Below are 20343 nucleotides of genomic sequence, written 5' to 3' on the forward strand. Positions count from 1 at the left end.
GCCCCCTACCGCAGACCGTCCACCGGTCCGCCGCGGCCTCCACCCAGGTCACCGATCAGCAGATCGCTGCCATCGCCATCAGGAGTCACCGCCAAAGTGACCGTCATGCGGTGCGTGGCTGTCTTCGCCCGCTCTCCCTTGGCGTCTGCGGAGACCACGAACGCCTTTACTCCGCCGCTGGCCGACGCGGTGTGCCGCAGCTCGATTCCCAGGTCCAGCACGATCTCCTTGACCGTGAACCGGACCGGTGACCCGTCCCCATCCTGTTGCGCGGCGGCCAAGCCCCCACGCACCGCCTTGATCGCATCGGACAGTTCGGTGGGCTCCAACTCCATGATTCCCCCTAGGTTCTCCGTTACGGAGAGCTAGTTTGCCGGGCAGTGTCCGGGAGCGGAAGTACAGGGTCAGCCTGTTGAAAGCACCTGGTTTCTCACCTAGGCCGGTGTCAGGTCGTTCAGTGCACCTTGAAGGGCCGCACCGGTCACGGGTGCCGCCTGAGCGACCCTCCGGAGGTCTTCACCGGTCAAGTACCGGTAGCTCTGCGGTGGATGGAACGATCCCGAGGCACGCAGAGCGGCCAGCGGTACCGGGGCCTCGAAGGTGATCGGTTCTTCGAGTGACAGACCGCTGGCCTGGGTCGCTCCACTCATGTACTCGTCGTACTCACGCCGACTGATCCCAGCGCTCGTGCGGTTGGCCGACCAGACTTCCCGCGGCGAGGCTACTTGTACGGAAGAGATCCGCGCCATGCCCACAATGGCCATCGTGGGCGCGGTCGCGTACAGGAGCACAGGAGTTCCCGGTGAGGCGGCGACGCGCTGCCGGCGAACCTCGACCGTCTTGGTCCCAGCCAGGATCGCTGTGGCAAACCGAGGGTGGACGGACAGCAGCATCGCGCGTTCCGGATCACTCACGTCTTTCGGTGCCCCTCTTCGTACATGGCCTGGAACAGCGTGTTGCTGATCTTCGACAGCTGCATCGGCGGTACCCACCGTAGTCCCAGCCCCTTGGCCAACGCGGTCATTCGCGCATGCGTCACCTGGACGGGAAAGATCTCCGTGTCCGAAAACCTCAACGCCATGGCCTTCCCCGACCCGTCGGCTGCATCACGCACTTCGACATGACCATATACGCCCAGGTGTTCGAATCGCGAGAAGAGGGTGTCGGGGTCGTCGAGGACCACCTCGTCGAGGCGCGAGCAACCGATGACCATCTTGCCCTGCTGCCCGGAAGCCCCCTCACTGACGTACCACAGGATCCTGGCGGGAACGCTCTCTCCCCGGCGACCAGACGAACGGTAGTAGACGTGCTCGCGACTGATGCCCAGGACGTCGTCCCGGGGAACGAGCATGGCCGGAACGTCGAAGAGCTCCGTAGACCATCGCGGCTTGATGGGCGCGATGAAGGAGGGCAGGGCTGTGTCGATCAGTTTGGCCGGCCACCACACCCGCTCGGCCATGCTCGCGACCTCCGGCGACACGCGCTCATCCAGCCGAGGAGCCGACCGTCTCATGCGTCCTGCGATCTCCGCCGCCTTCCGCGACACGGCCTCGGCAGGTCCGCAGACGTCGACCAGCAGGACGGTGTAGCCGCTCTCGTCCTCGGTGAAGCCGTCGGCACCGGCCGCCGACATCGCGGCCGGCGACAGAAACGGATCGGTCATGCGGATTGCCTGCGCCCCTCGCTCTCGGCCGAGCCGCTTGAGCATGAACAGCAGTTGCCGTGCAAGGGTCTCCTCCAGCCGGTGCGATGCCGTGCGGAGGAACGCGACGTTTAGCGTGCGGCCGTCCATGGCCCAGACGTAGAGGGCTACCGGATGTCCCTCACCGTCCCGGAGCAGCTCCCTGCGCCACACCACCCTGTCATTGGCGAGACTCCTCAGCCGTTCCGCGAAGGCCGTCCCACGGTCGCCTTCGGCCTGCTCGAAGAAGCCGACCAACTCTCTTTCACCGCCCGGCGCAATCTCCTCGGCGGAGAAGGTAGTGCCCATGAGATCGGCTGGACGGTACACCTGGGCCTGGCGCAGTTCGTCCACATGCAGCGTGACCACCGCCGGGGAGACGACCTTGACCCCTGCGATGTCCAAGGCGATATCTGCCAGAGCCGCCAGTGCAGGATCGCGCGTCACCAGTACCTGGAGCCCGGCACACGACGTCTCGGCCACGTAGCGCAAGCGGGCACGCTGCCGACCATCGAGAGGAACACCAGGCACCTCCTTCCCCGTTGTCGCGACCAGCTCCTCCAAGCGGACGGCAACGGCAGCACTGTCGGGAGACAGGGACCGCAGCTCGGCAAGGCCCGCCCGCTGATGGGTGCGCGCCTCACGTTCCTCGACATCACGCACGTCATGCAGAAGCTGCGGAGTGAAGGCAAGCTCGATCAGGTCGGCGAGCCATCCCGCTTCGAGAGCACGCGACTCCTCAACAGCGCGTTCCGTCCCCGTACCGCGCAGCCCGGCGAACACACCGTGGTCCACGGTCACCACCAGCAGCGCATCGCTCTGGGCCTCGGTGAACAGGTCCTCGTGCCCCAGATCGAGCCACCAGGTGTCCAGCGTTTCCTTGTCTTTGCCCCGCCCCAGGCTCTCTCCCCTGGGGACAAAGCCCAGCGCCGTCCACATGCTGCTGAGCCCGTAGTCGCGCCGGCACTTCGCACGGATACCGAGCCTATGGGCGTGCCGCGCACGGATCGCCTCGATCAGCTCACGAGCGACACCCTGGCCTCGGCGCTCCTCTGCAACGCATAAGTGAGCCAGCCTCACATGCAGACTCCGCTTGGGAAGCCCGAAGAGCGCGTAACCGACCACCTCCTCGCCATCCAGGGCCACCAGCAGGCCGTCGTCCTCGGCGTGCTTACGGTAGGCAGGCGGCGTCAGCAGCCCCAGGTACTTCGTGTACCGGTCGCCCAAAGCGATGATCGCGTCTAGCAGCTCCGACTGCTCCGCAGACACCGGCAACACTCTGATCGCCATGTTCCCCCTCCGGTCCTTCAACCGACAATGCCCCAGGACGGCATACTGCCCAACAGCGTTGGTAGCGAGCCACCGATTGATCAAAACCGGCTGACTGGCGGGAAACTGTCTGCTCTTGTTTCGTTCGAGTGGATGGGCGGCGGTGTTGGGGGGTGTGCCTGGCGGCGGCTTGACCAGGACCGTCGGTTGCTCGTCGGTGGTATCCCATGGCTTGCCTCAGAGCGGCCATCGCCGCCGCACCACGCGAGCCCACGCGGCTGGCCTCGGAGCGTACGCGACACGCACCCCGTCGGTCTCTCATGGGCAGAATCCGCAAGCTGGTTGACCAAGACCGTTCTTCCCCACGGCCGCGTAGGCGCTGCTTCTACGCTGACCGTCATGTGCGAAGTCGAATACCGGAGCAGTGGGGTTCCGTTGGAGGTGTACGAACTCACCCGTAGGGACCACCGTCGTCAGAAGCAGAGCGAGGAGAGAAGCGTATCGATTCGACGACAGGTCGAAGAGGACAATGCCAGATGCCGGGCAGACCCGGCGATGGCAGAGGCCCGCTTCACCCAGTCCCGCACCGCGGTCTCGGTCAGCTCGACGTCCTTGGCGACCTGTCCGACCGAGCGGTCACCGCGTCGGCACAGCCCGACGATCTCGGCCTTGAACTCCGGCGTGAACGAACGGCGAGGGCGGCGAGGCTTCTCTTTCCCCATGCTCTCCATGATGGACATCCTCCCGGGGATGAACCCCTGATCTCGAATGTCCGTCAAAGCGGATCAGGCTCAGGGTGAAGTCGCCGGCAACACAGATCAGGCGGGGGGCGCTCCACAGGACCTGCGCTGCGGTCGGCACTCCGAGCCTGTCGCGGACCAGGCTGTCGAAGGCGCTCCGGTACCGGGTGAGCCACGACAGGTAGTAAAGGCCCTGGTTGATCACGCGTTCTCTCAACCACGAACCTCGTCAGTGCCGGACGACCCGGGCCCGGGCAGGGAGCCGTCCGCAACCTCAGGTTCCTAGAGGGTGGTACTCCGTACGCTCGGGGTCGGGCCGGACGATCGTTCCCTCTTCGGTGAGTTCGCGCAGGATCCGGCGCGCTTCCTTCTCGCCGGCCTGCGAGGTAGCTGGCTCGTAGCCGGCGAGACGCAGTGCCAGAGCGGCGCGCGGTGGGTCCCACGTTCCGCCGAGAGCTTGTATGACTGCTGCCAGGGCTTGCTTGTGCGTTAGGGGCTTGGTCACCGTGAGTTCCTTCTCGAGGCTGGTATCGGCAGCGGTGCTGCTGGACCGGGGCGGTGGTCGGCCGCCGGCAGCGTACCGCCAGGCATTCATTGAGCTAACGCGCGTCCGTGGGTGCCGTCTCCTGTATCTGGCTCCTGCACTACCATCCAGAGCGATCATCGGCAGACTCGCCGGAGGGGGAGCCATGAGGAAGCGCATCGCGATGCTGGTGCTTGCTGGCGTCGTTGCCCTGACGGGGTGCGACGGGCAAGGCGGCACGGGAAGCCCGCAGAGCGACAAGGCACCTCCGTTGGCAAGTCAGGAGGGGAGGTCGTTCAATGATGCGGCGCTGACCGCCAAGGCGGCGGGTTACGCGACACGCTTGGACACGGGGGCTGGAGGGCGTGATTACAGCTCCCTGGACGACCCTGGGGGCGAGTGGACCGTCTGCTGGCATGAGACGGAGCGGGTCAAGGGCGATGAGACGACGGACGGGGATTTTTGGTCTGTCCTCTTCTACATGGTCGAGGACCCCGCTGACTGCGAAAGCGGCAAGCTCACGCCCGACGCCGAGCGACGGTACCGCGACATCGCGCGGGATGGTGTCTCGGCGTCGGAGGGGGCCGACGACGGTAGTGACTTCGCTCGCGACACCGGCCTGCCTGATCCTCAAGAGCGCAACCCCGATGGCTCCTACAAGTACAGCCTCTGTGAAGGCAGCGACCTTGCCACTGCCGACGACTGCTATCCATACATGGACGAGTACGAGAAGTACCTCGAAGATCACGAGTAAGGGCTGGCCCATTCTGGCCCGGTGAACCTGCGCTCCTGGTCGATCTCTGTCCTTCAGGGTGTTCTGCGTTCTGATGCCAGACAACGTGTCTGTCAGTGGTGGGTGAAACACTGCGGCGCATGACGACACGCGATGCCCGTCATACAGCAGCACCCCGGGCCCTGTTGCGGGACGGGCGGGTCAGCGAGGGCGAGCGCGCTTCCGCAGCCTGCTGCACTCCGATGCGCGGGCCACGCAACACGTCTCATCCGAACGAACGTCCTCTCATAACGCTCGGAATTACCGCGGAAGTTACGGGCATCATCTCCGGGGCAACACACCCGGGAGCCGCGAGAGGTCCACATGCACCAGACCCTCAACGAGCGGCAGCAGACCGTGCTCGATTGGGTGGGCCAGGGATGTCCCGACGGAGTCTGGCCGGACAGCACTTTCAAGGTCAGCGCTCAGGCACTGCAGAGTCGCGGACTCATCAGAATCACCAAACGCCGAGGGCACTGGAGCGCCAACCTCACCGCCAAAGGGCGGCAGCATCTCACCGACCGCGGCATCTGCCCCGTCGAGCAGAACGCCGCGCCACCCGCACAGCCCAGCCGCAAGCCGGCACCGCCACGCGCCAAGAGCGCACTCAGCGCCCGTACTAACTACACCGACCAACTCCTCGAAGAACTGGCCGCGAACGACGGCTGCCTCATCAAGCCCATCGAAACCGGACCGCACGCAGTGAATTGGACATCACGGGTGAACACCGCCCGCAAGTCCGGCAAGATCCCGCGCACACAAGAGCTCTACGCATACCGCACCCACCGCGGCTACGAAATCAAACTCGCCGACATCCCCGCCTGGCGCCTCGCCGAACTCAACCCGCTCCCCGTTCCGGCCAGACTCACCAAACCCCACCCCCTCGTGGCCGCCCTCCAACAACAGCCACAGCCCATGGGGCTCACCAAATCCATCCAAGGCCGAGCCCTGCGCATCATCCAGGCCCTCATCACCGCCACCGAATCACAAGGCCATAAGGCAGCACTCGGAACCACGCAAGGCGCTCCCCCACCCCACCGTCGCCGCAGCGCACCACCGCACTTCACCATCACCGCCCAAGGCGAAAGCGTCGGATTCCTCGTCCTTCAAGAACAGGACCGCAGCGAACACATCCCCACCGACAAGGAACTCGCCGACGCCAAGAAGCACTCATGGATGCGCATCGCCCGCTTCGACTACACCCCCTCAAACCGCCTGCGCTTCATCCTCCGCGGCGGCAGCCCGCACCGTGCGAGCGAATGGGCCGATGTCCCCGACCGGCCACTAGAAGACCAACTCGCCGAAATCGCACAAGAAGTCGACCTCCGCGGCAAAGCCGCAGAACACAAACGCCTTGCAGACCAGCAGGCCAGGGAAGCCCAGCAGAGACGCTGGGAAACCGCCATGGAGGAAGCGCGCACCGCATACGCCTACGCCTATCGCGTCAAGCACCTCGAAGAACAAGCAGACACCTGGCACCAGACCAAGCGCCTGACCGAATACGTCACAGCAGTACGCGACCACGCCACATCGCTGCCACCCGGACAGGAAAGAACAGAGATCGGCGCGTGGCTCGCCTTCACGGACGCCCGGCTCCAGCACCTCACCGAGTCCGCCGCAGCGCCGAAGCTGCCCAACCCACCCAAGCCCAGTGCCGACGACCTCAAGCCTTTCCTCGGCCACTGGAGCCCTTACGGACCCCGTTCCTACTGAGCCTTAAAACAGGCGATATCGAACACGGATTCACCAAGAGGCGATAAAGAGGCCCCCCCCCCCTCAAGCCGTACTCGACACACCGTCACCTGCAGTAATTATTACCTGACGCCTCATCAGAACGTGCGTCAAACGTGCGTCAGGCGTGCGTCACGTGCGTCGCTCATGCGTCAAGATATCGCCCGTAACGCCCACAGCGCACATAACGCACACTCAGCGAAACCGCAGGTCAGACGCCCTTTGCGGCAGGCTCAAGGATCGCGACGCACTCGACATGGTGGGTCATCGAAAAGATGTCGGTTCCAGCAGGCCCGGAAAAGCGCAGTTCAGAGCCTACTCAGCGGCCCGCTCTACCGTCTGCGGGCGTCAAACGAGCGTCATGGCCAGCAGCCACCCCCCTCTTCGGGAGGGGAGATTCGACATGAGTCACCGGCTCGAGCCGTGCGGTGCGGGCCCCTCCGCAGGCGTGGGTGTACCCCGGACCCGGCGGCGGGGCGGTGCGTGCCGGATCCGGGGTGGCTTTGGGGTGTTGCGGATGGGCTACTTGACGGCTCCGGCGGTCATACCGCGGGTGAGGGAGCGCTGGAATATGAGGAAGAAGACGACCATGGGGACGATGCCGAGGAGGGCTGCGGCGCTCATGGAGGTGGGGTCGCTGGTGTATTGGCCTTGCATGACGGACAGGCCGAGAGGGACGGTCTGGTTGTCGTTGGAGATGAGGAGGACGAGTGGGTAGAGGAACTCGTTCCAGCTCCAGACGAAGAAGAAGACGCACATCACCGAGAGGGTGGGCCAGCTCATGGGCAGGACGATGCGCCACAGGATGGTCCATCGGCCGGCTCCGTCCATGGAGGCGGCTTCGATGAGTTCGCGGGGGAAGCTGGCAAAGACGGAGGAGAGGAGGTAGGTGCCGAAGGCGCTGTAGGTGATGCCGACGAGGATGGTGTAGCCGAGTTTCCCGTCGTAGAGGCCCATCTCCTTGAAGAGGTAGTAGATGGGGTATACGAGGCCCTCTTGCGGCAGGACGTTGACGCCGAGGAAGAAGATGAGGAAGGGGGTGCGCCAGCGGATGCGGCCGATGCCTATGGCGTAGGCGTTGAAGAGGGCGAGCAGGACGGCGATGAGAACGACGCCGAGGCTGATCTGGATGCTGTTGAAGAGTTTCTGGGTGAAGCCGACGCGGTCCCAGACTTCGGCGATGATGCTCCAGTTCCACTGGGCGGGCAGGGACAGCGACCCGTTGGTGCGGAAGTCCGCGCTGGTTTTGAACGAGTTGAGCAGGATGACGATGAAGGGCGCCAGGAACGCGAGGACGAATACGGCGACGGCTGCCAGGACGGCGTAGGAGCCGGGGCTGCGGCGGTTGCCCGTCGCTTTGGCTTTACCCGCTTCAGCCTTGACCGCTTTGCGCCGGTGGCCGGGGGGTGCCGTGGAAGTGGTGTGCGTGGTCATGGTCATCCGTCCTCGCGCGCCTGGCGGGTGAGCATCGTTCCGGCGATGATCAGCACGAGCAGGGTGATCGTGCTGGAGATCGCGGAGCCGTATCCGACGTCGGCGCGCTCGAAGAAGTTCTGGTAGGCGAAGTACGCGGGGACGAGGGTCGAGTTGCCGGGGCCGCCGCCGGTGAGGACGAAGATCTGGGCGAAGACCTTCAGGCCGGCGATGGTGGTGGTGACAAGGACGACGTAGACCTCGGGCCGCAGGATGGGCACGGTGATGCGGGTGAAGCGCTGCCACCAGGTGGCGCCGTCGAGGGAAGCGGCTTCATACAGTTCGGGGTCGATGCGCTGGAGCCCGGAGAGGAACAGCACCAGGGGGTAGCCGAGCTGCATCCAGACGAGGACGGCGAGGACCATCCACAGGGCGAGGTCGGGGTCTCCGAGCCAGTTCTGGGCGAGGGAGTTCAGGCCGATCTTTTCGAGGACGCTGTTGACGGCGCCTTCGGGGGCGAGGATCCAGCCCCACATCAGCCCGGTGACGGCGACGGGGATGACCTGGGGGAGGTAGAGGCCGGAGCGGAAGAGGCTGACGAAGCCGTCTCCGTGCTTCTTGCCGATGTAGTCGAACAGGAGGGCGGCGAGGAAGAGCCCGAGCAGGGTGGGGACGACGGCGATGCCGACGATGACGAAGGCGATGTTGCGGAACGAGGCCCAGAAGTCGGCGTCGCTGAAGAGTCGGGTGTAGTTGTCGAAGCCGATCCAGGTGGGCTCTCCGACGCCCTGCCATTGGGTGAGGCTGTAGTAGAAGGTCATCACCAGCGGGACGACGAGGAAGAGCAGGCTCAGTAGCAGGCCGGGGGCGAGGAAGACGGCGTATCCCGTGGGCCGCGGGTGACGTGTGGTTTTCACTGTTGCTCCAAGAGGGGCGGGACGGCGGCCCGGTGCGGGCGGGCCGCCGTCCCCGGGAAGAAGGGACTGACGCGCGGGTTCGGGCGGGTCAGTCTCAGCGCCGGGTGGCGGTGTACTTCTCGTAGGGGGCCTTGAGCTCGTCGAGGACGGCGTGGGGCTTGCCGCCGTTCATGAGGTTCTGGGTGGCGCCCATCCAGGTGTCGTAGTAGCCGGGTGCCGGCCAGTCCGGGTAGAAGGCGAGCCCCTTGCCGTCCTGGTAGGTGTTGAACGCGGTGATGAGCTCGCGGGACTTGGGGTTTTCGATGGAGTCCGGCTTCACAGCGAGCGGGACGTTGCCCTCTTCCCCGAGGATTTTCTGGATCTTGTCCGACATGGTGATGTCGATGAAGTCCTCGGCGAGCTTCTTGTTCTTCGCCTTGGTGGGCACGACCCAGTGGTTGCCGCCGGAGCCGAGGGTCTTCTTGCTGCCGGGGTAGGGGGCGGTGGACCAGGTGAAGTCGGTGATGTCGGTGGTCAGGCCGCCGAACCACCAGTTACCGCCGACCATGATCGGGCGCTTCTGCGAGACGAACTGCTCGGTCATGTCGCTGCCCTTGAGGCCGACGTCCTTCTTCTCGAAGTAGCCCTTGTCGAGCCAGTCCTTGTACGTTTCGACCGCGTAGGTCCACTCCGGGCCGTGGAAGTCGACCTTGCCCTTGTAGAGCTGGTAGTCGTCGACCCAGGCGTCATTCGCCTTGGCCAGGGCCAGGAGGTAGAGCCAGTGGCCGGCGGGGTGGTCGTTGCCGGCGTTGGCGAGCGGGGTGATTCCGGCGGCCTTGAAGTCGGCCAGGGCGGCCTCGAAGCTCTGGAGGTCGGTGGGCTTGGTGATGTTGTGCTTCTTGAATAGGTCGTCGTTGTAGTACGCGAGGACGAACTCGCCGTAGTTAGGGACGCCGTACCACTTGTCGCCGCCCATTTCACCGTTGGCGTCGTAGCGGGCGGTGACGGACGCGCTCTCGCTGATCTTCTTGTCCCAGCCGCGTTCCTTCGCGACGGAGGTCAGGTCGGTGAGCAGGCCCTGCTTGGCGAGCAGGCCGGTGGTGGCATTGCCCTTGTTGTACTCCATGACGTCGGGCGCCTTGTCGGAGTTCAGGATCATGCCGGCGTTCTGCTGTATCTGCTCGAACGTCTTGCGTTCGAAGACGACCTTCACGTCGGGGTGGGTCTTCTTGAACTCCGCGATGGCCGAGTCCCAGGCGTTGCTCAGGGCGCCGTCCTCCTGCTCGTAGTGCCACAGGCGCAGAGTCTTGCCGTCTCCCTCGGCGGTGTCCGATCCGCCGCCGCAGGCGGTCAGCGGCGCCACGAGTGCCAGAGCGGACATGGCGAGCAGGGCTCGTCGGGTGGTGCGGCGCGGAGCACGGAAGCGCATGTTCGTCATGAGGATTCCTTGGGTGTGCAGGGTCAGGGCGGTGCGGGGGGAGGCGGTACGGGTGTTCAGGTGGGGCTGGTCAGGTATTGCGGCGGTGGACACGGGCTTCCCAGGGCTGCAGGGTGTGCGGGGCCGTGAGAGGTGTGGAGGCCGGGACGTTGGCGATGAGGGTCTCGCTGTGTTCCCAGCCGTCGGGCAGGTCGACGGTGAGGTCGGCTCCGCTGAAGTTGGCGAGGACCAGCAGTTCGGTGCCGGATGCCGCGTCGTGGCGGGTGAAGGCGTAGAGCTGCTCGTGGTCGGGCTGCAGCATGTGGAAGTCACCGTGGGTGAGGGCGGGCTCGGTGTGCCGCAGGGCGATCAGGCGGCGGTAGTAGTGGAAGACGGAGTCGGGGTCGGCGAGCTGGGCCTTGGCGTTGACGCTGGTGTGGTCGGGGTTCACCTGGATCCAGGGGGTGCCGGTGGTGAAGCCGGCGTGCTGGGTGGTGTCCCACTGCATTGGGGTGCGGGCGTTGTCCCGGCTGCGGTGGCGCAGTCCTGCCAGGGTCTGTTCCTCGTCGGCTCCGAGAGCGGTCTGCTCGCGGTGGTGATTGAGGGACTCGATGTCCCTGAAGTCGTCGATCGAGGCGAAGGGGGCGTTGGCCATGGCGAGCTCTTCGCCCTGGTAGACGTACGGGGTGCCGCGGTGCAGGTGGAGCACGGTGGCGAGGAGCTTGGCGGAGCGGTCGCGGTGGGCCGGGGTGTCGTCGCCGAAGCGGGAGACGATGCGGGGCTGGTCGTGGTTGTTCCAGTAGAGGCTGTTCCAGCCGGTCTCGCCCAGGCCGGTCTGCCAGCGGCCGAGGCTGGCCTTGAGGTCGGTCAGCTTCAGCGGGCGGACGTCGAACTTGCCGCCGGGGCCCTGGTCGAGGCCCACGTGCTCGAACTGGAACACCATGTCGACCTCGCGGCGGGCGGGATCGGTGAAGAGTGTGGCCTCCTCCACGGTGACACCGGGCATCTCCCCGACCGTCATCAGCTGGCGCGGGTGGTCTTCGAAGACCTCGCGGTGCATCTCGGCGAGGAATTCATGGATGCGGGGGCCGCAGATGTAGTGGGGGCTGCCGTCACCGTGCCGGCTGCCTTCGTGCACGGCTCCGTCGGGCAGGCCGGGTGTCTTGGAGATGAGGTTGATGACGTCCATGCGGAAGCCGTCGACCCCACGGTCGAGCCACCAGCGCATCATGGCGTGAACCGCCTGGCGGACGGCGGGGTTCTCCCAGTTGAGGTCGGGCTGTTTGCGGGAGAACAGGTGCAGGTAGTACTCGCCGCTCGCCTCGTCGTAGGTCCAGGCGGGGCCGGAGAAGAAGGATCCCCAGTTGTTGGGCTCGGCGCCCGGGGTGCCGGGTTCCATGCCGTCACGGGCGGGGCGCCAGATGTACCAGTCCCGATTGCTTCCCTGCAGGCCGCCGTCGCGGGACGCGGTGAACCAGGGATGTTCGTCGGAGGTGTGGTTGACCACCAGATCCATCACGAGCTTCATGCCGCGCTCGTGGACCGCGGCCAAGAGCCGGTCGAACTCGTCGAGCGTGCCGAAGAGCGGATCAATGTCCTGGTAGTCACTGATGTCGTAACCGTTGTCATCGTGCGGGGACGGGTAGACCGGGGAGAGCCACAGAACGTCGACACCGAGCTGGGACAGATGGTCGAGACGCTCGATGATGCCTTGGAGGTCGCCGATTCCGTCCGCGTTGGAGTCGGCAAAACTGCGCGGGTAGATCTGGTAGACCACCGCCTCGCTCCACCAGGAGTCGGCAGGATTGGCTTCATTCACGGGCACGTCAAACCTCATCGCGTTCGCATGATTACTTTAAGTGACATCGCTGGGGTGTTCGAGACCGCGGGTGCGCCCTGTGCGGCCTGGCGGGGTCAGGAGATTGCGGCGCCCACCGCGTCACGGATGACCAGGCAGGCAGCGCCTCGGGCCCAGAGATCGTGCCGGACGGGGTCGACATGGATGTCGCAGTCCGAAGCAGCCGTGGAGAATGCCTGCGCTTCCAGTGCCGCGGTCATGGCCGGGCCGAAGAGGTCGTAGGCGACCGCTCCCTCCCCGGCGATGATGATTTTCTGCAGGTTGAGCAGGTTGCACATGCCGGCCATGCCCCGTCCGAGGGCGGTGCCGGCTTCGGCGAACGCGGAGCGGGCGACGGTGTTCGCCGCTCCGCTTGCGCCACGTGCGAGGTCGATGGCTTCGGCGATCGTGTCGCAGGCGATGCCGGCGTCCCGGAGGTGGCGCAGGACGGCTCGGTCGCCGGCCAGGGCCTCCAGGCAGCCGCGGCGGCCGCAGCTGCACATGGGACCTGCGGGGTCGAGGGGAAGGTGGCCGAGCTCTCCGGCAAGTCCGGTGGCGCCGGAGAAGAGGGAGCCGTCCAAGAGCAGGCCGCAGCCGATGCCCGGGCCGACGGTGACCACGGCGAAGGAGTCGGTGTCCCGGCCCTCGCCGAACCAGCGTTCCGCGACGACCAGGGTGTTGACGTCGTTGTTGACGACCACCGGCAGCCCGGTCGCCTCCATCAAGGGGCCGGCCACGTCGACCTTGTTCCAGTCGAGCAGGGATGAGTAGCGGCAGATTCCGGCCGCCGAATCGACGTGGCCGCTCACTCCTACTCCGAGGCCGAGCACCCTGTCCGTCGCATCGGGCGCCTCTGCGAGGAGCCTGCCGGTCAGGGAGGCAGCGGCGGACAGGGCGGTCTGAGGGGTGCAGTCGTCCAGTGGCTGCTCGGCGCGGGCCAGGACGTTGGCCGCCATGTCGGTGACGACTCCCGACACCTGCGCGGGGCCGATCTTCAGACCGACGACCAGGTGCTTGTCGGGGTTAACGTGCAGCATCTTCTGCGGCCGGCCGCGGCCGTTCGGTGCGGTGTCGCTCTCACGCAGATAGTCGTGCTCGAGAAGCGGCGGCAGCATGCGGGTCACCGAGGAGGGCACGAGGCCGAGTCGCTGGGCGAGCTGGGTGCGCGAGATGGGCCCAGCGGTGAGGACGGTCGCGAAGATCTCCGCGCGCGTCTGCTCACTGACAAGCTCCGAAAACCGGATCTTGGACGGGCTCATCACTCGGTACCTCCAGGTGGTGGTCGGTCAGGGCGGTCGGGGGCGGTTCAGCGCCATCGATCCCGGTGCGGGCGCCGCGATGTGCCAGCAGCGGGAGCTCCGTTGTCGCCAGGCATTGCGGAGATCGTCATCGTGCCTCCTGCGGCTGCGACGCCTTCGGCCGGGATGGCCCCTGTCGACTGCGTATGACGGGAGTGTGTCCCCCACCCTTTTAGTGCGTCAAGAAAGAAAACACTGCGTTACTCAACCGTGACGAGCCGCCGCCGGTCACCCCGAGTGACCTTATTGCACGCCTTTGTCGCGTTGGCCGCTTCGCTGCGCAACCCAGCAGTCGGTAATTCTCGCTCATTTCATTGACACGGCGAAGAAATGACGGGACGTTATCCGGCAGCCGGGACCGTGGACCACAGGGCCCGCCACACCTGCAGCCCGTCACCCTCGGGTCGACAGAACCGGTCAGCCCACTCGCAGGACCGGTGTCCTGTGCTCCCGGCCCTGCGAGTGACCCGCGCGTGGACTCCGCTCTTCAACTCCCCCCGAGAGGAGAGAAATCGCCGGCTCCCACCGGCTGGACCGGACGGATGCCGCGCACGGCCGAACCTCCCGCCAAGCACGGCACGCGGACGGCCGCACACCGATGACGCCGCCAGGCTGCGGTCAGCTGCCGGCCCGGAGTCTGCGCCCGCCAAGAGCGTGCGCCTTGGGGCCATGCCCCGATTCATCAAGGAGAGGACATCAACATGCCCGCAGGAAGACTGCGACGGCTCAACCCGCTGGCGGCCATCGCCGCCGGCCTGGCCTTGGCGCTCGCCGGCGCCGTCACGCCGGCCAGCGCTCTGGCTTCGGCCACCCCCTTGCCCTCGGGCCGGCTTGTCCCCGCGGCAGCCCTTGCCGCCGCGGCCTCGGCACCCGCGCCGGGAGCGGCGGGAGAGACCGCGAACAGCGAGCAGCTGCAGACCTGGTGGCACGACAACCACGAGTTCAACACGAGCAGCCCGGTGGGCGGTGACAAGGTGCGGCGGTCCTCCTTCTACGACGTGAAGGTCGCCACGGCCGCGGCGCCGACCACGAAGTACGACTCGTTCGCGTACATGAGCATCCCCCGCAGCGGCAAGGGAAAGATCGGCTACACCAAGGAGGACGGCGCGGAGTTCTCCGCCTCGGCGAACCTCACCATGAGCTGGTCGTCGTTCCAGTACACGGCCGACGTGTGGGTCGACGTCTCACTGCGCACCGACCAGAGCATCTCCTCGGCCGACCAGGTCAAGATCAAGCCGAGCAGCTTGAACTTCGACAAGGAGCTGGTCAACAGCAAGACCGTCCGGGTCAAGGTGCCCTACAGCTCGAAGGGCTACCGGTTCTCGGTCGAGTTCGACCCGCAGCTGTACACGGCCTACAACGACATGTCCGGCCCGGCCAACGACGCCGGCAAGCTGACCACCACCGGCGGCGGCAACAACCGGGCCATCCACACCGAGCCGCGCAACTCGATGATGATCTTCGCCGAGCCGACGCCGACCGGCGCGGAGAAGGAGCGGCTGATCCCCACCGCCGCGTCGGGAAGCATCCACTACCCCGAGCCCGGCCAGGTCACGAACCTGAACAACATCAGCCAGGACATCATCTACTTCCGCCCGGGCACCTACACCATGGGCTCGAAGTACCACGCGGTGCTCCCGGCCAACGTCAAGTGGGTCTACCTGGCACCCGGCGCGTACGTGAAGGGCGCCTTCCGCTTCTTCCACGACACCCAGGGCCTGTACAAGGTGACCGGGTACGGAGTCCTCTCCGGTGAGCAGTACGTCTACGAGGCGGACACCAACAACAACTACGACCACCTCAGCGGGGCGTCGAACTGTCACGCCTCCTGCGTGAAGATGCTCCAGTTCCAGTCCGCCGACGCCCAGCAGTACCTCGATCTGCAGGGCGTGACGATCAACGAACCGCCCTACCACTCGTTCGTCGTCTACGGCAACGAGCAAACCTTCCAGATGCGCGTCGACAACTACAAGCAGGTCGGCTCCTGGTACTGGCAGACCGACGGCATCGAGCTCTACCGCGGCAGCACCATGAAGAACACATTCTTCAACGCCAACGACGACGTCCTGAAGATGTACCACAGCGACGTCAACATCGATAACACCGTCATCTGGAAGAACGAGAACGGCCCCGTCATCCAGTGGGGCTGGACCCCCCGCAACATCGACAACGTCCGGGTGACCAACACCCACGTCATCCACAACCGGATGTACTGGAAGGACGTCAAGTACAACACCTGCATCCTCAACTCCTCCTCCCACTGGGAGGACATGGGGTCCACCACCAAGGGCGACCCCAACACGAAGGTCCAGAACATGACCTTCGAGAACATCACCGTCGAAGGCCAGACCAACTGCGCGATCCGCGTCTTCGCCCTCTCCAGCACCGAGAACATCCACGTCAAGAACCTGAAGATTGACAGCTGGAACGGCCTCGACCCGGGCAGCCAGGTCAGCCTCCTCAAGCGCTACACCAACACCGCCGGCCAAAAAGTCACCCTGGGCAACGAAACGACCCAGAGCAAGGGCCTCAAGCTCGAGAACTACACCGTCGGCGGCACCGTCATCAACAAGGCCGGCACCAACTGGGGAGCGGACCAGCCCGGCCGCCTCGGCTTCGACGCGGAGACCTGGGACAACTGGAACGCCTGGGGCGCCGGCGGCAATCCCGATCCTGGCTCCGAACCGACCACGGGCTCCGGCCGGATCGTCAACGGCGGCAACACCAAGTGCATCGACCGCGCCGCAGCCGGTACGGCCAACGGCACCGCGATCCAGCAGTGGACCTGCGCCAACACAGCCTCGATGACGTGGACGCTGGACGGCCAGCAGCTCAAGTCCGGCGGCAAGTGCCTGGACGTCGAGGGCGGCGCCACCGCCAACGGCACCAAGGCGCACCTGTGGGACTGCGGCGGCTGGGACAGCCAGAAGTGGGCCTTCCAGGCCAACGGCACCCTGAAGAACCTCAAGTCCGGCCGCTGCCTCGATGTCGAAGGCCAGAGCACTGCCAACGGTGCCCGCCTCCACCTGTGGGACTGCAGCACCTGGGCCAGCCAGAAGTTCAGCCTCACCGCCTAGCCACCTGATCGCGGGTGGCCACCACCGCAGCGGGCCACCCGCGACCGGGCCCAGCAGTACCCCTATTCCTCCTCCCCCGCAGAAAGGCATGCGGCACATGCCAGCAGCCAGGTTCGAACAGCCCATCCTGAGCCTCTTCCGCATCGTGACCGGCCTGCTCTTCGCCTGCCACGGAGCCGCCACCCTCTTCAACGTCCTGGGCGGCCCGCACGGCGCGATGCCCAGCACCGGGGAGTGGCCCAGCTGGTGGGCCGCGGTGATCCAGCTGATCGGTGGAGTACTCGTGCTGATCGGACTGAGCACGCGCACGGCAGCACTTCTGTGCTCCGGGTCCATGGCCTACGCCTACTTCGTCAACCACCAGGGCGACGGGCTGCTCCCCATCGAGAACGGTGGCGAGAGCGCCGTGCTGTTCTGCTGGGCCTTCCTGCTCATCGCCGCCCTCGGCCCCGGCCAGTGGTCCCTGGCCGCCCTACTGAACCGGCTCGCGCGCCGGCGAGAGGAGGTGAGCACCCACCTGAGCAACGCCTGACCGCACCACAAGCTGTCATGTACACCTAAATCACTGGTCGGGGATCGGCCTGTGATCTCCACACACACACACAGAGGAAGAGCACCATGAACCGCATACCCGCAACGCTCTCCCGCGTCGTCGCGCTGAGCTCGGCCTTACTGGCCACCGCACTCCTGGGCGTCATCCAGGCACCGACGGCCTCCGCACACGGCACCGTCATCACCCCCGAGACCCGCAACTACGGCTGCCTGCAGCGCTGGGGATACACCGAGCCCAACGAGTCCCAGGACCCCATGTGCTACCGGACCTACCACGAGAACGCGAACGCCATCGGCGCGTGGAAGGCCGTCTACGCCAACAACACCGGCGACAACTACAAGCAGGTCGTCCCCAACGGCCAGATCTGCAGCGCCGGCGGCCAGGGCGAGACGAACTACCGTCCCCTCGACCGCCCCGGACCGTGGAAGATGACCAACATCGGCTCCGACTTCACCATCGACCTCTACGACGAGGCACGACACGGTGCGGACTGGCTCGAGGTCTACGTCACCAAGCAGGGCTTCAACCCGGAGTACCAGCTGATCGGGTGGGACGACCTCGAGCTGGTGAAGAAGACCGGCAGGTACCCCTACCAGCCGCACTACGTCACGGACGTCAGTACCTCCGGCTACAGCGGACGCCACGTCGTGGTGACGGTCTGGAAGGCATCGCACATGGACCAGAAGTACTTCCTGTGCAGCGACGTCAACTTCAGCTGACCGGGACCGGCTGACCCGGGACCCCGCGGGAAGCAGTGCCTCCCGCGGGGCTCGTCCCCTCTCGACTCCGTAGGACCCTGGGCCGGCCAACAGCCACCGCCGGACGCCCAGCGCCCCGGCTGTCCGAGGCCTTCTCCAGCGGAGGATCAATGATGACCAATACCTCCCACCACCACCCCAGCGAGAAGCCCGCCCGCGCCAACCGCTCACTCACCTCGACGTTGGGGACACAGCAGCCCCTGCGGAACCGCCTCGCAGCCCACGCGTACCGCTACACGCGGATCAGCACCCTCGTCCTGCGCGTCTGCATCGGCCTGATCTTCTGCTGGTTCGGCGCCCTGAAGTTCTTCCCCGGCGCGAGCGCGGCCGAGAACTTCGCCATCAGCGCCATGACCGAATTAACCATCGGACTCATCCCCGACCCGGTCTGCCTGCTCCTGCTCGCGGTCCTGGAGACGGGCATCGGGCTCGCGCTCCTGACCGGCTTCCTGCTCCGCTGGGCCCTGGCAGCCTTCTTCCTCCACATGACCGGAGTCTTCCTCTCGCTGCTCCTACTGCCCGACGCCGCCTGGCACACCGCGGCTGTTCCCACCCTCGAAGGCCAGTACGTCATCAAGAACATCGTCCTGGTCGCCGCCGGCCTCCACGTCGCCGCCGCCGAACTCACCCCCTGACCGGCCCCTCTCTTCTCCCGCCAAGCGCGACACGTACCAGGAGCACCCGTGGGCAGCACCATCACCCTTCACGACCTCACCAAGACCTACCCCAACCGGCAAAGGGCCGTGCGCCAGCTCTCCCTGACCGTCGAGGACGGCGAGTTCCTCGTCCTGCTCGGCCCCTCCGGATGCGGCAAGTCCACCCTGCTGCGCATGATCGCCGGCCTGGAAACCATCAGCGGGGGCGAGTTGCATCTCGACGGAAAGATCGCCAACGATCTCCAGCCAAGCGAACGCGATATCGCGATGATCTTTCAAAGCTTCGCGCTCTACCCCAACATGACCACAGCGCAGAACATCGGCTTTCCCCTCGCGGTTCAGAAACAGGACCCCGGCCAGGTGACGGCCCACGTGCAGTCCGTCGCCCAGACCCTGGGCATCGACCACCTCCTGAACCAGATCCCCGGCCGGCTCTCCGGTGGGGAGCGCCAGCGCGTCGCCATGGGCCGCGCAGTAGTCCGGCGCCCCTCGGTCTTCCTGATGGACGAGCCGCTCTCCAGCCTCGACGCCCGGCTACGTGCCCGCCTGCGCACCGAAATGCTCGCGGTCACCCGCAGCACCGGTGCGACGACCATTTACGTCACCCACGACCAGGCCGAAGCCATGGCGCTCGGCGACCGGGTGGCAGTCATGCGCGACGGAGTCCTTCAGCAGGTCGACACCCCCCGCACCCTCTACGCACTGCCCGCCAACGCCTTCGTCGCCTCGTTCGTCGGCACACCGAGGATCAACCTGCTGCACGGCACGGTGTACGCCCCCGTCGACGGCGTCATGGCGCTCAACTTGGGGGCCCAAAAAATCACCCTCTCCTACCCGCTCACGCATGACCACCAGATGCTCCGCGTCGTCCAGGGACAGCCGCTCCTCATCGGACTGCGTCCCGAAGCCATCCGCATAGCCGACAAGACACACGCCACCGCCTCCGAACGAGCCATGACCGGGGTCGTCGAGCACACCGAGTTCCAGGGCCACGAAGCGCTGCTCCACCTCTCACTGGGCGGACAGCAGGCCGACGTACCGGCCCAGCTCTCCGACCACATACCCCACCACCAGGCCCGCACAAGCGCCGCCGACGTCCTGCGGCAACTCCGCCGCCGCATCAGCCTCTTCGGCCGCCACCCCGCGCTCCCCGGCGCCACAGAGCCTCCGGCGCAGTCCCCTACCCGCAAGGGCATCGGAGAACTCGTCATCCGCGATGAACCGGGCGCCCGTCATCGAAGAGGCCAGCACATCCCCCTCCTCATCGACGTACGCAACCTGCTCGTCTTCAATGCACGCGGCGAACGCATCAGCCCCGACCCCACCCAAGTGCCGCAACTCTGACTACAGCTAAAACACCCCACTCCAGCCCTGACCAGCCAGCCTTCCCCCGCCGAGGACAGAAACCGGCGACCGTCCAGAAGCACCACAAGGGGCACGTGGCGGTCGAGCACATCCGGACTTCCGAGTAGCCCATCGGCGGTCCGCTCGACAGGGCAAGACCGGGGTCCCGGCCGGACCGGGAGCAGGAACTCCTCCAAGCCGAGCGGCGGCGCCGGTGGCACGCGGCTATCGCAAGGGCATGTGAGCAACAGATTGGAACCTGCGCGCCTTCGGATGTGAGACGGCGAAGTTGAACCGACGCGCCCAGGTAGGCCAGCAGACGTGCTTCTCCGCGCTAGCGGAGGTGAGCTGCCCATCGCGGCGGGGGAACAAAGGCCG

The 20343-nt window shown here is 66.1% G+C and carries 17 protein-coding genes and 1 pseudogene; 7 read left to right on the forward strand and 11 right to left on the reverse strand.

Going from position 1 to position 20343, the window contains the following annotated elements:
• Nucleotides 1–5: 5 nt before the first annotated feature.
• The 6 genes and pseudogenes from P8A20_RS07515 to P8A20_RS07540 form a co-directional block, all read right to left on the reverse strand.
• Nucleotides 6–335 (reverse strand): trypco2 family protein, encoded by a 330-nt coding sequence (locus P8A20_RS07515; RefSeq protein ID WP_069169202.1) that lies wholly within the window; start codon nt 333–335, stop codon nt 6–8.
• A gap of 99 nt (nt 336–434) precedes the next feature.
• Entirely contained in the window at nt 435–893 is a 459-nt protein-coding gene (locus tag P8A20_RS07520) for an ASCH domain-containing protein (protein WP_069169201.1), read from the reverse strand.
• A 17-nt stretch (nt 894–910) separates the two neighbouring features.
• Nucleotides 911–2971 (reverse strand): GNAT family N-acetyltransferase, encoded by a 2061-nt coding sequence (locus P8A20_RS07525; protein WP_306103170.1) that lies wholly within the window; start codon nt 2969–2971, stop codon nt 911–913.
• A 452-nt stretch (nt 2972–3423) separates the two neighbouring features.
• Nucleotides 3424–3681, reverse strand: a complete 258-nt coding sequence (locus P8A20_RS07530; protein ID WP_306103171.1) for a helix-turn-helix domain-containing protein — start codon at nt 3679–3681, stop codon at nt 3424–3426.
• A 34-nt stretch (nt 3682–3715) separates the two neighbouring features.
• A pseudogene (locus P8A20_RS07535) lies at nt 3716–3895 on the reverse strand (transporter); the annotation flags it as partial.
• Nucleotides 3896–3964: 69 nt separating this feature from the next.
• The gene (locus tag P8A20_RS07540; protein ID WP_076968386.1) at nt 3965–4195 is read right to left on the reverse strand and encodes a hypothetical protein; all 231 of its coding nucleotides are present in this window, start codon (nt 4193–4195) and stop codon (nt 3965–3967) included.
• Between the two features lie 184 nt (nt 4196–4379).
• On the opposite strand from P8A20_RS07540, the gene P8A20_RS07545 reads away from it, so the two are divergent.
• Nucleotides 4380–4967, forward strand: a complete 588-nt coding sequence (locus P8A20_RS07545) for a hypothetical protein (RefSeq protein ID WP_076968385.1) — start codon at nt 4380–4382, stop codon at nt 4965–4967.
• Between the two features lie 342 nt (nt 4968–5309).
• Nucleotides 5310–6698: a hypothetical protein gene (locus P8A20_RS07550; protein ID WP_306103172.1), complete on the forward strand. Its 1389-nt coding sequence runs from the start codon at nt 5310–5312 to the stop codon at nt 6696–6698.
• Between the two features lie 540 nt (nt 6699–7238).
• Here P8A20_RS07550 and P8A20_RS07555 read toward each other — a convergent pair.
• The 5 genes from P8A20_RS07555 to P8A20_RS07575 all read right to left on the reverse strand — a co-directional run bounded on the left by P8A20_RS07555 (nt 7239) and on the right by P8A20_RS07575 (nt 13538).
• Nucleotides 7239–8150, reverse strand: a complete 912-nt coding sequence (locus P8A20_RS07555) for a carbohydrate ABC transporter permease (RefSeq protein WP_306103173.1) — start codon at nt 8148–8150, stop codon at nt 7239–7241.
• A 2-nt stretch (nt 8151–8152) separates the two neighbouring features.
• Nucleotides 8153–9046 (reverse strand): carbohydrate ABC transporter permease, encoded by an 894-nt coding sequence (locus P8A20_RS07560; RefSeq protein WP_219568418.1) that lies wholly within the window; start codon nt 9044–9046, stop codon nt 8153–8155.
• A 94-nt stretch (nt 9047–9140) separates the two neighbouring features.
• Nucleotides 9141–10463 (reverse strand): ABC transporter substrate-binding protein, encoded by a 1323-nt coding sequence (locus P8A20_RS07565; RefSeq protein WP_306103174.1) that lies wholly within the window; start codon nt 10461–10463, stop codon nt 9141–9143.
• Between the two features lie 70 nt (nt 10464–10533).
• Nucleotides 10534–12267: an alpha-glucosidase gene (locus P8A20_RS07570; RefSeq protein WP_306103175.1), complete on the reverse strand. Its 1734-nt coding sequence runs from the start codon at nt 12265–12267 to the stop codon at nt 10534–10536.
• Between the two features lie 89 nt (nt 12268–12356).
• A complete protein-coding gene (locus tag P8A20_RS07575; protein WP_306103176.1) occupies nt 12357–13538 on the reverse strand; it encodes an ROK family transcriptional regulator in 1182 nt (393 codons plus the stop codon).
• A gap of 740 nt (nt 13539–14278) precedes the next feature.
• Between P8A20_RS07575 and P8A20_RS07580 the strand changes: the two genes are divergently transcribed.
• From P8A20_RS07580 to P8A20_RS07600, 5 genes are all read left to right on the forward strand, one after another.
• Complete coding sequence (locus P8A20_RS07580; RefSeq protein WP_306103178.1) at nt 14279–16654, forward strand: family 49 glycosyl hydrolase; 2376 nt, start codon at nt 14279–14281, stop codon at nt 16652–16654.
• Nucleotides 16655–16751: 97 nt separating this feature from the next.
• Nucleotides 16752–17186 carry a DoxX family protein gene (locus P8A20_RS07585; protein WP_306103179.1) on the forward strand — a complete coding sequence of 145 codons (435 nt, stop codon included), beginning with the start codon at nt 16752–16754 and terminating at the stop codon, nt 17184–17186.
• A gap of 86 nt (nt 17187–17272) precedes the next feature.
• Entirely contained in the window at nt 17273–17926 is a 654-nt protein-coding gene (locus tag P8A20_RS07590) for a lytic polysaccharide monooxygenase auxiliary activity family 9 protein (RefSeq protein ID WP_306103180.1), read from the forward strand.
• A gap of 152 nt (nt 17927–18078) precedes the next feature.
• A complete protein-coding gene (locus P8A20_RS07595; RefSeq protein ID WP_306103181.1) occupies nt 18079–18600 on the forward strand; it encodes a DoxX family protein in 522 nt (173 codons plus the stop codon).
• 48 nt (nt 18601–18648) lie between these two features.
• Nucleotides 18649–19965: an ABC transporter ATP-binding protein gene (locus tag P8A20_RS07600; RefSeq protein WP_306103182.1), complete on the forward strand. Its 1317-nt coding sequence runs from the start codon at nt 18649–18651 to the stop codon at nt 19963–19965.
• Nucleotides 19966–20343 lie beyond the last annotated feature (378 nt).

The organism is Streptomyces sp. Alt3, from assembly GCF_030719215.1.
Classification (GTDB): Bacteria; Actinomycetota; Actinomycetes; order Streptomycetales; family Streptomycetaceae; genus Streptomyces; species Streptomyces glycanivorans.